The following is a 13,687-nucleotide window of genomic DNA, read 5'->3' on the forward strand; positions in this document are numbered from 1 at the left end:
AAATTGTCAATTAATAAAAACTCATTTGCAGGGTCAATATTTAAATAAATATAATTAACGAAAAATCAGCATGATAAATGATATTAACCATTAATTTAACTTATCATTCACTGGGTTTGATAGTTGCTGTGAATTTAATGGCTGAGTAACGCCTTACATATCAATCCCAACCAATATAAAGCTAGAGCAGCGATACACCAGCCAAAAGTAGGGTTAAAGGCTTAGATTATGGGTGAATGTCAAAGTTAGAAAATAAAGATACTTAACTGGTTACATAGAAGTGATATCTATCTCTCAAAATCGATAGCATCGGAAGAACAGTTATTAATAATTCGATTAGAACGTTCGAATAATTAATGAGCAATAATTGAGTGTCTTTTATAAAATATTGGGATGAAGGTCTAACAATTTACTTTCAATACTGAATTAAAAAGTTGACCCGTATTATCCCTACCATTGAAGTACGGCATAAAGTTGCAGGTATTTACGAACCAATTGTTGATTCCCTGACCGTTTTAGTGGGTGGCCAAATTTAATAAAGCACGGACTGATTCTAAAGTTATTATTTAAATCAGCAGCGAATTGAGAATCACTCTCTCTTAACGTGATGCCTTGTTGGCTGTATTCGGTTATCTCGTCTGGGAGTTCTCCCATCCACCAGTGCAACAACTCACCACTGTTCTTACTTCGGCTTATCCAATGGTCAGAAACAATGATCAAAACGTCATTGGGTTGAATCGCGAATCCGTACTCTTGCTGCCAGTTATGAATGTCCAACATCAACTTTTTACGACACGTTTTTCCCGCGCTCACCATATGGTGGCTAATCATCCAAACTGTGCCGATTTCAGAAGAGATTCGGAAGTGGCGGGGCGTTTCTCGAGAGGAGAGCATTTCAAGTGGGCTAATGTTACTCGCATGATTAAAGCTTACGAAGGTGTGTTCCATTCGTCGGGCAAAGGCTTTACCGATGTGATGCTCACTGATCCCTTGGTTATGCACCGTAGGGTAATGACGCTCACAGAGTTTTAGACAATCGTCTTGAAACTGATTGACGCTTTTAATCACGAGATCTAATAACAATGAAGTCCCTTATACACAGTTACTATCTTATTGATGGGCAATAGTACGGTAATTAATGTGTCATTACCTATCGCCAAAGTGCGAGTTCTTGATCCCTCTATCAAAATTAGCGATTACGGAGCGATTTTATGGATAGCACTGGCACTTCGCTGGTCATAATTCTAAATTATGAGGAATTCTAATCAGTTAGAAAGACTATCTTTAGCAGCAAAGTTACCAGTGAGTTAGCTAGATTATAGTTTAGTCAGCTGTTCACGATGGATTTATTTACTCTTTACTTGGAAACATTCATGATCATTCAACTAGATTCGAAGCAAAAGTCTGAGCTCACTCATACTCTTCAAAAATACCTGCAAGATGAACTCGATGTGGAGCTTGGCCAGTTCGACACGGAATTCTTGGTCGACTTCATAAGTAAAAAGTTTGGTGCGGTTTACTACAACAAAGGGATAGAAGACGCCCAAAAAGTGATGGAGCGTAAAATGTTAGATATCTCAGATGAGCTTTACGAGATTGAACAAATCGTTGAAATCTAACGTTTAGCCCAAACTTGTTCAAATAATTTGAATAACTCGTTTAATTTGAAATGATGTTACCAATGTAAAGCTTGGTAAATAATATGTTACACAAACTTGGTGTAGGGTACGCTTTTCGAAACTACACTACTCGTTAACATTCGGAAGAGATGCATGGACAACAACGTTAGAAATTACAACCCTTTAGCAAGAGCGATGCATTGGATTTCAGCTCTCGCAGTATTTGGCTTATTTGGTGTAGGCCTTTGGATGGTTGATCTTTCATACTACAGCGAGTGGTACAAAACAGCGCCAGACTATCATCGTTCGGTAGGCATTCTTTTGGCTGCTGTTACCGTTATCCGCTTGGTTTGGAAGCTAGTTACCGCGTCACCTAAAGTAGAAGGTAAAAGCTATGAAGTGGCAGCAGCGAAGATCGCTCACGGCTTCATGTACATCAACTTAGCGGTTTTATTTATTTCAGGTTATTTGATTTCGACATCAGATGGCCGCGGGATCGAGGTATTCAATTGGTTCACTGTACCAAGTATGGGTGAACTGTTTGCAAATCAATCTGATCTCGCAGGTACGGTTCACTACTATGCTGCATGGGTACTGATCATTATGGCATCAGTGCACGCCTTAGCGGCGATAAAACACCACGTTATCGACAAAGACGATACGCTACGAAAAATGATAGGAGCTTCAAAATGAAAAAGTCAATTATCGCTACAGGATTAGCATTTGCTATGGCAATGCCTTTCGCTGCGAACGCCGCTGATTACGTGATTGATACAAAAGGTGCGCATGCTTCAGTTAACTTTAAAGTTAGCCACCTAGGTTACAGCTTTATCCAAGGCCGTTTTAACACATTCTCAGGTGATTTCTCATTTGATGAAAGCAACGTTGAAGCATCAAAAGTAAACGTAACTATTGATACAACAAGTCTTGATTCAAACCACGCAGAACGTGACAAGCACATCCGTAGCTCTGACTTCATTGATGCAGGTAAATTCTCTGACGCTACTTTCAACAGCACAAAAGTGGTTGATAAAGGCGACGGCAAACTTGAAGTAATGGGTGACCTTAAACTTCACGGCGTAACTAAGCCTATCGTTATCGAAGCTGAATTCATCGGCGCTGGTCAAGACCCATGGGGCGGTGAGCGTGCTGGTTTCGTTGGTACAACTCGTCTAGAACTTGCTGACTTCAACATTCCAGTAATGGGCGCTTCAAGCTACGTAGATATGGATCTACACGTTGAAGGTGTAAAGAAGTAATCTAGCCATTGATGATTGCTGGCTGGTATCAATCTTTTATGTAACCCCAAAAGTTGAATAGATACCTAGAAAGCAAAGCAACCGTTAGAAAAAGAGAAAGGCGCAAAGTATTCACTTTGCGCCTTTTTATTATGGTAAATGGTAACGCGTTTAGATCTGTTTTGTGTCAAACCTTTAGTTGCGCTTTAAGCCACCATTTACTTTTAGCCAGTCAACGTTGCCATGACTGATTTTCGAGGTGAACAACTAATCCCTAATTGTTTAACCTTGTCCTAGTTAGCTAACCACTTCCTAGTAAAACAGTCGTTAGCTACACGCTTCCTAGTTAAACCATTGCAAGTTAAACCGTTAACCAGTTAAGCCGTTTCTAGTTCCGCTTTTGGTACTACGTTTAGGCGGTCACCGTAGATAGGGCGAAGTGCTTGCATCACCTCAGTACGAGTAAGAACACCCACCATCACACCGTTTTCCAATACTGGAAGCATATGTGGCTGGCTCACTTTCATCGCTTTTGCACGCTCTTCTAGAGAAAGAGAAGTCAGGCGAGTTGCGAAGCCCATGCTCGTAGTAGGGTACAGTTGCTCTTTATCGATACATAGGAACTCAGCTACATCAACCAGCTTGTCGTTTGCATCGATTGCCACAACGTCACGGCTCATTAGGTCTACAACTTTTTGGCCTTTAGTTGGGATGTAATCTTGGCACCAAAGGTCAACCATTACGTCGTGAACAGAGAAGATACCAACCAGACGACCTTCAACATCGCAAACAGGAGCGCTAACAAGTTGAGCGTCTAAAAGTGAATCAATTGCCACTGATGTAGGCATTTCTACGCTTAGTGTAATTGGTTGAGTGTTCATGATTTGCTTGATAGTCGTTGCTGTGTTCATAGTGATTTCCTTAACTGACGTAATTTCTGTTGTTTGTGTAATTGCAGTAATTTTTGCTGCTTTAAGTTGTGGGCGGCGGTAGATGCTCCAATTGGCTAAGCCGACCAATACCGAACCACCTACAATGTTGCCGATTGTTACTGGCACCAAGTTTGCGGTGACAAATTTCATGATGTTTAGGTCTGCGTACTGGGCTGGTGTTGCGCCAATTTGCATCCAAAAACTTTCTGGTGCGAATGCTTGAATCGTGATGCCTAGTGGAACCATGAACATATTCGCCACACAGTGTTCAAAGCCTGAGCTAACGAACATTGCCACGGGTAATACAGTCATCATGGCTTTGGTCATCGCATTAGCAGAGCTGAACGTTAACCAAATGGCTAAACACACTAATAAGTTACAAAGCACACCCAAAGCAAAAGCTTGAACAGGGCTGTGGTGTAGCTTGTGTTGAGCAATATTCAGAGCATTTAAGCCCCATTGCCCACCATCCAATTGATACAAGCCAGCTGCGCTTACTAGAGCCAAAAGGAACATGGCACCGATAAAGTTACCGACATAGACTTTGCCCCAAATAGACAGCATCTTAGTGAAGGTAATCTGCTTGTTAGCCCATGAGATGCTTGATAACACTGAGCTGGTAAACAGCTCGCCACCGCAAATCACAATCAGGATTAAACCCATACTGAATGCAAGACCGCCGGCTAAGCGACTCAATCCCCATCCAGCATCAGCGCTGCCCGTGGTTACCGTGATGTAGAATAAAAAAGCAAGCCCGATGAATGCGCCAGCCATGATTGCCAAACTCAATGTCATGCTGCTGGTTTTATTTGCTTTGCTTAATGCAAACTTCTCTGCTTCCGCCATCATTTCTGTTGGTGAGAACAGTTGATGATTTTCAGAAGTGCTGGTTGCCATATCCCCCCCTTGAACAATCCGTCATGTGTAATTCCTAGTGTTAATGACTTGGTTAATCCGTAATGGTTAATCAGTAATGTTTTGCAGGGCTCGTTGTGTCCTGCCATTCCAGATTAGGGGGTAGCGAGGTAGAGGTAAAATTGATAATTTTTAAAAACCACATCAAATTTATTGATATAGCTTGGGTTACGAGTAGAATGAAATCGATTGCTCATCGGCTTGATAAAAAACGAGCATCAGGACACAAATAATTAAAAGCATTAAGGATGAATTTTGCGTTATTCATTAAAGCAACTCGCGGTATTTGATGCAGTGGCAGATTCCGGGAGTGTTAGTATTGCCGCAGACAAGTTGGCGTTGACTCAATCAGCGACAAGTATGTCTCTTGCACAGTTGGAAAAAATGCTCGGCAGGCCTTTGTTTGAAAGGCAGGGCAAGCAAATGGCCCTTACTCATTGGGGCATGTGGCTAAGGCCAAAAGCGAAGCGTTTACTGCAAGACGCACAGCAAATAGAAATGGGCTTCTATGAGCAGCATTTATTGAGCGGAGAGCTCAAATTAGGTGCGAGCCAAACACCCGCAGAACACTTGGTTCCAGACCTCATCAGTATTATTGATAACGACTTTCCAGAGATGAGAATCTCGCTCGGTGTACAAAGTACCGACGCCGTTATCGATGGCGTATTAGATTACAAATATGACTTGGGTGTTATCGAAGGCCGTTGTGACGACAGCCGAGTTCACCAAGAAGTGTGGTGTACGGACCATTTAACGGTAGTTGCATCCGCTCATCACCCGTTTGCGAAGCGTGAAAGAGTGAGTTTGGCGCAACTAGAGCAAGCGAAGTGGGTATTACGCGAACACGGTTCGGGTACTCGCAAAGTTTTTGATAGCTCTATTCATCATTTAATTGGTGATCTTGATGTTTGGCGAGAGTATGAACACGTTCCTGTTTTAAGAAGTTTGGTAGCAAACGGCCCATATTTAACGTGTTTACCTTATCTAGACGTCGAGCAGTTTGTTGAATCAGGTCAACTCGTTACCTTGAATGTTCCAGAGCTTGAGATGGAACGTACGCTTTCATTCATTTGGCGTGCCGACATGGCAGAAAACCCACTTGCTGAATGCATTAAGCGTGAAGGCAAGCGTATGATGAAAGGCAAACCGTCAGTTCTATAACGGTAATTTGATAAAATACTAATAACTAAATATGTTGAATAAGCGATGTCGGTCTCTATCTAGTGATAAATGCACATTCGTGTACATTATTAATGTGATCACGATCGGCTAAAAGAAGGCGTTCTTACCATAGTATGCTTACTTGATTTTAAGTGAGGCTAAATCCGGTTGCGTTCAATTACGTAATTAGGCTTTAGAAATAGTATGAGTACATTAGTCGCGATTTCATTAACAACAGGTATTTTGTCAGGTCTTTGGGGATGGATAGCTATCTCTTTCGGCTTATTGTCATGGGCAGGTTTCTTAGGTTGCACCAGTTACTTTGCTTCGCCAACAGGCGGCGTAAAAGGATTGGCAGGTAGCTTACTAACCAACATGACAGGCGTATTCTGGGCAATGGTGATTATCGAAAGCTCAACCTTCGCAGGGTTAGAGATTTTAGGCTATGTGATTACTGCTATTGTCGCTTTCTTTATGTGTATCCAAGCAAAACAAGCGTGGCTAGGTTATATCCCAGGCACCTTCATTGGTTGCTGTGCAACGTTTGCCGCAGGTGGCGATTGGCAACTTGTAGTACCATCTTTACTGCTTGGTGGTGTATTTGGATACTTAATGAAAGCAACTGGGCTATGGCTTCACGAGAAATCGACCCAATCTTCGGAAGTTGTTGAACAACACGCTAAACAAGCAAAGGCTTGATGTATACATTAAGCAAACGATAGTTTAGTCACTGTGAACTCTTGCAAGATAACCCCCAATTAATTTGTATATCGATTTATACAGGCACACCACTTGGTGTGCCTTTTTTGGTTTTGGTTACTCTAAAAGTACGATGATCTTAATTGCAGAAGAACCTATAGCGTCTATCAGAAAAGCTAAAGGCTTAGGTATTCCCGTTTGCCATGGTGATAACACGTTTTAGCGTCCATCTTAGTAGCAATGGAATGCATTCTTGTCCTTGGTTTTCACAGTGCGAGACGATAGCCAGTGCAAGGTCAGGCTTAGCGTGTTTCTTCAATACCTTAGCGACGACTTTCTTAGGAGGGATAGGGTGGTCGTACGGGATCTTAACCATGTCCCTGAAAAAGTTCTCGAATCCATTCATGTATAAGTAATGTTCGATGTCTTTGTCCGGTAACTCAGTTAAGCGATGACGTTCTTGGTCGTTACCAAGTTTTGAGAGTACCGTTGCGGCGTATTTTTTACCTGCCGCGTCGCCATCTGTAACGACATGCCAGTCGATGCCAAACTCTTGCGCGACCTTAATCAGTGCTTTGAGGCCTGATTGAGCAAACTCTATAATTTGCACACCTTCCGCCGCAAGGTTGTAGCCACATTGGTTGGCTAACTCATTAAACAACCATACTTCTGTTTCGCCCTCTACTAATAGCCAGCAACGTGCAAACAGTGCACCTGAACGGTGGAAGCGAATATGAAAACCAATTCGTCTTAGCTCATCTTTACTGAAGTGGTTCATGTTGAGTTGATTAGCGATGGTTTTGTCGGACTGACGTACCAATCGGCGAATCGATTGAAGAGGCACAGCTGCGAGTAGATCGCCACTGTTGGTGGTGAGGATTTTCTGCATTGGCAGTTTTTGCATCAAACTCCAAGCCCTTGCCAAGTGGGTTGGATGCAATCGACCTTCGGGATCTTCAAGGATCAAAAGAGGGCGCGCACATCGTCTTAAGTCATTTGGCCCTTTAGCCTGTAGATAAGCGTTCAGTAACCCCATGAATAATAAACGAGTTTGTTTGTTCTTCGTTTCTTCGACAAGCTGATGAATGCTCTGATCATTAGCACCTGCAGAATAGAGTAAGCCATCGCGCTGCTTTCTAGGATTACGACGAGAATTACTCTTGAAAGAAAAGTAGTGTTCAATCAGGCTTTGCATTGATTCTAAACTGCTGCGCATCTCGCCTTTGTTTACGTGGCCAGGAATCGCCATTAAACGACGACAGGTGTTATCAATGCGTTTCTCTATTCGAGCTTGACGAGCGTTTCCATTCCCATTTCCATTAGAAGCGTGTCCATTACCGTTGCTGTTGCTGTTGCTGTTGCTGTTATTGCTATTGTTATTATTAGCGCCATTCCCACCGTTACCATTTGTTCCATTGCCGTTCGCATTGCCATGGATGTGGCCATTATGGTTAAGTGACTTGCCATTGAATGGACGATCGAAGTGTCTTGCATCTCGTAAGCGAATCACGGGGTGCAAGGTCATTAATTCTTGAGCGAGCTTTTCAGAATGGTGAAGCTTGAGCGGATTGCCGTCCAAACCTAAGAATGCGTAGTGTGTGGTGGTTTCGTACTGTTCTAATGTGGCACTGATTCGGTAATAGATACGATAGACACCGAACTCATCCTGAACCCAAATCGGTTTGAGTTTACGATAACGACCAGCGTTGAGTTCGCTCTTGTCGTTAGCCTTTAATGCGAGAACAATTTGAAGATGTTGAGACTGTGGGTGTGAAACTGAGTAATCGACATGAAAATCGGTCATTTCAAAGTGATATGGCACACCGTCTGAAGGAAGAACGACGGAAAGGGCATCTAATAATGAAGACTTACCCCAAGTATTTTCACCAATAAGCGTGGTTAGCTCGTCAAACGCGAGTGACATGCGCTTGATACCTCGGAAGCCAGAAATCTCGATTCTTTCTAGTTGCATAGGCTTACTCCTAACGGAAGGCTCTGCTAATTGTTTGAAAGCTAACAGATATCTTTAATCATAATCGAAAATTAGCAATTCGGTATGCTCTTTGGTCACAAAACCCATTGATTATTTATACGGCGCAAAATGAGATTTTTGATCTATCTCGAGTATTTTTTTGCAGTGCAGTTTCATAAAATTCACGATTCTGTCATGATTCTCGACCTAGTATGAAGGGACAAAGAGAGAAGAAAATATGACTAAAAAGAATAAGCCGACAAAAATAGTGTTGGCACACATAAACGACACCCACTCATACTTCGAACCAACCTCATTACAGCTATCACTTAAAATGAACAACCACATCATTGAACCTTATGTCAGTGCTGGTGGCTTTGCTCGAATTTCAACGCGCTTTAAACAAATAGAACAAGATGCCCAGCGACAAAAGGTTGGAACCTTGTTCCTGCATGCTGGGGACTGCTTTCAAGGCACCTTGTATTTTTCTCTGTTCAAGGGGAAAGCTAACGCTGATCTGTTGAATGCACTTAATATTGATGCCATGACGCTTGGTAATCATGAGCTAGACATGGGTAATGAGCCCGTGGCGATTTTCGCGAAAAGAATCAAATTCCCACTGTTGGCCGGTAACTGGAATCTATCGAATGAGGATATCAATAAAACTCATACCTTAGCGGACAACGACATTGTTAAGCCTTACCTGACGGAAACACGAAGTGCTTCTTATATAACGAAAGAGTTTGATGGCGAGAAAGTTGCCATTTTCGGCTTAAGCATCGACAAGATGTCGGGTATCGCTAACCCAGATATTGATACACCGTTTGAAAATGCATTAGAAACGGCAAAAGCAACCATAGAACAAATTCACCAGGCTGGCATTAACAAGATAGTACTGCTTAGTCACCTTGGTTATGAAGCTGATTTAGAGCTAGCGGCGAATGTGCAAGGCATCGGTGTGATTGTTGGTGGCCATAGTCACCGCTTGCAAGGTGATTTCTCGGATATCGGCTTAGTGAAAGACGATGACTACGGAGTAAAAATTGGCGACACCTATGTTGTGCAAGCCGGTTTCCACGCAATGAGCCTAGGCCACTGTGAAATCGAGTTCGATGCTCAAGGTCCAGTGACGCACTTTAATGGCAAGAACGAACTGTTATTAGGTCGCCGACTCTTTATAGACGCCAAACTGAGTGAAGTAGGGCAAGACGATGCGCATGATATGGCGTGTGAGTTTTTGAACAATCACCAGAACATCGCAGTGTGTAAGAAAGATCCTGAATTACAGAGTATTCTGACGGACAAGTATCAGCCTAGAGTTCGCAAGCTTCAGCAGCAAGTCATTGCTCATGCTGATAGTAAACTTCGCCATGTACGTATCCCTGATGAACAAGGGCCAAGTCAACTTGCGCCATTGGTGGCTCAGTCATTCCATTACTTGATGAACAAGAAAGGTCATCAGGTAGATTTTGCTATCCACAATTCTGGCGGTGTAAGAAATTCACTGAATAGCGGTGATGTTTCGGTTGCCGATATTGCCGGAAAACTACTACCGTTTGCCGTACCTATTGGTGTGTATGAAGTCAGAGGTGAAACGATCGCAGGCATGTTGGAAGGTGCTATCAATAACGCATTGGATAATGGTGTGGTTGGTACAGGGTCGGGCAGCTTCCCTTACACACACAACCTAAGGTTCTGTTACCACAAAGAAGCACCTCTAGGGCACAGAATTCATCACCTTGAAATCCACTCTGAAGAGGGTGGTTGGCAGGCAGTTTCGCGCGAACGTATTTATCGCGGCGCATCGTCGGCCTATACAATGAAAGGGAAAGAAGGTTATAACGCAGTCTTGGATATGATCGGAGATGGCATCGTCACAACCGACTCAATGGCAGACTGTTTCATTGCGTTTTTACAAGAGCACCCTGAATCACTTCAACACAACGAACCGTTGAATTGCATGGAGTGTTTTAGGTAATCGCATCTAATATTTTCGCTTAGTATCATTACTTTGAGTGATTTATAAAATTGGCACTGTTTATGCTTTATTTCCGGGGTAACTTCCTGTGGAGGCAAAGCATGGATAGGAAAGATTGGTTAGACGCGGCTGCCGTTGTTGGTTGGGTGTCTGTTTGGTCTGCGTTAGTGTACTTAGTACCAACAGCAGGTTTATAACTGTAGGTTTATAAGACATGCGGTTTGAGATGCACTTTCTGACAAGCTGCACACAAAAGGTACTCGTGAGCAGTTTGATTGAATAACGGGAATAGGGCAAAACCTGTTCATCGTATTCTTGGAATCAATACGAGTGTCGTTTTGACAAGCCGGTAGAAATAAATAAGGAGCTTTTTGCTCCTTTTTTATTTATTTCTGCAAATTTATCTAGACGAAACAAAGTTAGGGGAATATTATCCACGCGTTTGGGGAGTAGTTAGCGCAAGTTTACATATCGTCATCTCGTTAGGCCAAGTGTCTATCCGGTATGTAAAGGTGAAATCCCATATTTCACTTCAACGAGACCAACGCAATCACAGTCAAGATCCGTAATGGAACTTGATATGCTTTGTTTGCGGAAGGTCTTTGTACAGTTCTTCCGCCCGGAGGAATAATGAACTCAACTCAATCTCTATTATCTACAAATAGTGAATCCTTTTTTTCATCGCCGATCATGACGACTTATGCGGGCTTTTTCCTGCTGACGGTGATTCTTGTCTCTATTGATATCTATCAGACTCGTGGTGGCAACGTCACTATCAAGAAAGCGGCAATCTGGAGTGTTTTCTGGTTTGTACTTGCGTTTTTGTTTGCAGGTTCTATCTACCTATTTTGGGACATTTACGCGCCTAATAGCGACTACACAGCGCAAAAAGCAACAGTGTCATTCATCACCGGTTACTTACTAGAGAAATCACTGAGCGTAGACAACCTGTTTGTATTCGCGATGATCTTCGCTCAATACCAAGTTCCTGAGCATCTACGACCTCGTGCGCTTCTTTGGGGCGTAATTGGCGCATTGGTGCTTCGTGCAATTATGATCGCACTAGGCGCGCAACTATTGGCTGAATACCACTGGGTACTTTACGTGTTTGCTGCGTTCTTGATTGGTACTGGTATTAAACTGGCGTTAGATAAAGGCGAAGAAGAGAGTGTGAATACACTACCTGAAAAGCTACTTCGTAAAATCATGCCGGTAACGGAAGACTTCCATGGCCCAGCACTCATGATTAAACAGGGTACCAAATGGGTACTAACACCAATGATGTTGGTGATTGGTGCTATCGCAGTCATGGACGTGATGTTTGCACTGGACTCTATCCCTGCAATCTTCGCGGTAACACAAGAACCGTTCTTGGTACTTGCTGCTAACGTGTTTGCGTTACTTGGCCTGCGTTCGTTGTACTTTGTACTTCAAGGTATGATGGATAAGTTCATCTACTTGAAGCCGGCACTGGCATTCATCATGGTCTTCATTGGTGTGAAAATGCTACTGGTCGACAGTGAATGGGCTATCCCAACTTACTGGTCTTTAGCGGTTCTGATTTCAACGATGACGATTGCGGTTATAGCGTCGATTTATGCAAAGAAGCCAGACATTGAACAAGTAAATTAAAACAAATATAACTTATCGAAAACTCGATAAGAGATAGGTGCTCGATGAAGCAGGAAATTTATTCATGTAAAATTTCTGTGACATCGGCCACTTTTGTTTGAGGGGTATTTGTACTAAATGCATGATTTAAGCATCATATTGAATTTTAAATCACTACTAATGCATATGTATTTCGACGTGTTGTTAATGGTTTGTTTTATTAGAAAAACTAATCTGAACATCCAATTTTAGTCATTTTTTAACCTGCAAAAGATCACCTATTATTCTTGTCATCAGAACGAAACACACAAACAAATTTATAGAGAGGCAATCATGGCTCAAGCAGTACAAATGAATACTATCGCTGTTCCTAACTCTATGGATAAGAAGACCTACTCGGTTAACTTCAAAGGATTGATTGCACACATTTTCGATATTCTTTTCGTAGACAACTCTCCACGTAGTTACTACGCAAGCGACCTATCTGGTCACATGCAACGCGATATCGGTATTAACCGTTAATCTAAGCGTAAACGCATAGAATAAAAGAAAGACAGAATTAAAAAAACGCCAGCTTCTTAGCTGGCGTTTTTGTATCTGAAACAATTTGTATTTGAAAGAAAACGTTAAGTATCGCGGTCTTTAGATAAGTAGCTTCTATGAGGATCACGGTATGTCACACGCCAAACACAACACATCATTGATCAAACTCTGCTTATTTGCCTTACCGATCGGCTTCTATTCTTCAGTGTCGAATGCACAAACCTGGAGTAACGAAGGGCAACCTGCTCAGGTTATCGAACTGTTCACCTCTGAAGGTTGTTCGAGTTGTCCACCTGCTGATGCCTACCTCAGTACTTTTGAAGATGACCCAGCACTCTGGACACAAGTCATCCCGCTCGCTTATCACGTCGATTACTGGGATTACCTCGGTTGGGGGGATAAGTTCGCGAGCAAAGCCTTCAGTCAGAAGCAACGTTTGTATAAAGCATATGGGGTAACGAGCGGGGTCTATACTCCAGGTTTTGTTGTTGATGGAAAAGAGTGGCGCGGTTATTTCAATTGGCTCGATAGAACGTTACCTTCGCTCCCACAACAAAATAACCCCAAGCTTACGGTCAATCATAAAGGCGATACGTTCAGCGTGAGCTACGAAGGCAAAGGTGATTATGTGGCTCATATTGCCTTGTTAGCGATGAACGAAGTTACCAGCGTAAAAGCAGGCGAAAACAGAGGTAAGAAACTCGAACACGATTTTGTGGTGGTGTACGACGGTTACCAACGTGGCGAATCCGATTGGCAATTCAATGTGGACTTTGATCCGCTAGTGGCTTCGCCCGATGCCGTAGCTGTATGGTTAACCGCACCTAATTCGTATGCACCTGAACAGACGGTAGCAGGGTGGTTGAATTAAACTCAGGGAACTCAATTTCAACAGTCCTATATTTATGAAGCAAAGCAGGTTGGGCGACACTAAACAGCTACTGTGTCGTCTTTGTCCCGTTCTGCTTGGTCTAAATTGCTGTTAGAGGCTTGAAATGGGCGATTTAGTTACGTAATAC

The 13,687-nt window shown here is 42.7% G+C and carries 12 protein-coding genes; 9 read left to right on the plus strand and 3 right to left on the minus strand.

Annotated features, from left to right (window positions below; genetic code table 11):
• Positions 1–450: 450 nt before the first annotated feature.
• The gene (locus tag FLM53_RS19810; protein ID WP_017631160.1) at positions 451–1,083 is read right to left on the minus strand and encodes a hypothetical protein; all 633 of its coding nucleotides are present in this window, start codon (positions 1,081–1,083) and stop codon (positions 451–453) included.
• 290 nt (positions 1,084–1,373) lie between these two features.
• Here FLM53_RS19810 and FLM53_RS19815 point away from each other — a divergent pair, with 290 nt between their 5' ends.
• The 3 genes from FLM53_RS19815 to FLM53_RS19825 all read left to right on the plus strand — a co-directional run bounded on the left by FLM53_RS19815 (position 1,374) and on the right by FLM53_RS19825 (position 2,878).
• Complete coding sequence (locus tag FLM53_RS19815; protein WP_176679720.1) at positions 1,374–1,619, plus strand: DUF2164 domain-containing protein; 246 nt, start codon at positions 1,374–1,376, stop codon at positions 1,617–1,619.
• A 153-nt stretch (positions 1,620–1,772) separates the two neighbouring features.
• Positions 1,773–2,312: a cytochrome b gene (locus FLM53_RS19820; protein ID WP_017067366.1), complete on the plus strand. Its 540-nt coding sequence runs from the start codon at positions 1,773–1,775 to the stop codon at positions 2,310–2,312.
• Positions 2,309–2,878 (plus strand): YceI family protein, encoded by a 570-nt coding sequence (locus FLM53_RS19825; protein ID WP_132763107.1) that lies wholly within the window; start codon positions 2,309–2,311, stop codon positions 2,876–2,878. The genes FLM53_RS19820 and FLM53_RS19825 overlap by 4 nt, the downstream gene beginning before the upstream one ends.
• A 356-nt stretch (positions 2,879–3,234) precedes the next feature.
• Here the strand turns inward: FLM53_RS19825 and focA are convergent, their stop codons facing one another.
• Positions 3,235–4,686 (minus strand): formate transporter FocA, encoded by a 1,452-nt coding sequence (focA, locus tag FLM53_RS19830; RefSeq protein ID WP_017631157.1) that lies wholly within the window; start codon positions 4,684–4,686, stop codon positions 3,235–3,237.
• 273 nt (positions 4,687–4,959) lie between these two features.
• On the opposite strand from focA, the gene FLM53_RS19835 reads away from it, so the two are divergent.
• Positions 4,960–5,865: a LysR substrate-binding domain-containing protein gene (locus FLM53_RS19835; RefSeq protein ID WP_017631156.1), complete on the plus strand. Its 906-nt coding sequence runs from the start codon at positions 4,960–4,962 to the stop codon at positions 5,863–5,865.
• A gap of 204 nt (positions 5,866–6,069) precedes the next feature.
• Entirely contained in the window at positions 6,070–6,564 is a 495-nt protein-coding gene (locus tag FLM53_RS19840) for a DUF1097 domain-containing protein (RefSeq protein ID WP_017631155.1), read from the plus strand.
• A gap of 184 nt (positions 6,565–6,748) precedes the next feature.
• Here FLM53_RS19840 and FLM53_RS19845 read toward each other — a convergent pair whose 3' ends face one another.
• The gene (locus tag FLM53_RS19845) at positions 6,749–8,536 is read right to left on the minus strand and encodes an ATP-dependent endonuclease (protein ID WP_176679719.1); all 1,788 of its coding nucleotides are present in this window, start codon (positions 8,534–8,536) and stop codon (positions 6,749–6,751) included.
• Between the two features lie 238 nt (positions 8,537–8,774).
• Here FLM53_RS19845 and FLM53_RS19850 point away from each other — a divergent pair, with 238 nt between their 5' ends.
• The 4 genes from FLM53_RS19850 to FLM53_RS19865 all read left to right on the plus strand — a co-directional run bounded on the left by FLM53_RS19850 (position 8,775) and on the right by FLM53_RS19865 (position 13,539).
• Entirely contained in the window at positions 8,775–10,514 is a 1,740-nt protein-coding gene (locus FLM53_RS19850) for a bifunctional UDP-sugar hydrolase/5'-nucleotidase (RefSeq protein WP_176679718.1), read from the plus strand.
• A gap of 630 nt (positions 10,515–11,144) precedes the next feature.
• Positions 11,145–12,146: a TerC/Alx family metal homeostasis membrane protein gene (locus FLM53_RS19855; RefSeq protein ID WP_048662004.1), complete on the plus strand. Its 1,002-nt coding sequence runs from the start codon at positions 11,145–11,147 to the stop codon at positions 12,144–12,146.
• A gap of 312 nt (positions 12,147–12,458) precedes the next feature.
• On the plus strand, positions 12,459–12,647 hold the full coding sequence (locus FLM53_RS19860; protein WP_017059812.1) for a hypothetical protein: 189 nt from the start codon (positions 12,459–12,461) through the stop codon (positions 12,645–12,647).
• Between the two features lie 151 nt (positions 12,648–12,798).
• The gene (locus tag FLM53_RS19865; protein ID WP_176679717.1) at positions 12,799–13,539 is read left to right on the plus strand and encodes a DUF1223 domain-containing protein; all 741 of its coding nucleotides are present in this window, start codon (positions 12,799–12,801) and stop codon (positions 13,537–13,539) included.
• The last annotated feature ends 148 nt before the right edge of the window (positions 13,540–13,687 follow it).

Origin of the sequence: Vibrio sp. Scap24 (assembly GCF_013394185.1) — a bacterium.
GTDB classification, from domain to species: Bacteria; Pseudomonadota; Gammaproteobacteria; order Enterobacterales; family Vibrionaceae; genus Vibrio; species Vibrio pomeroyi.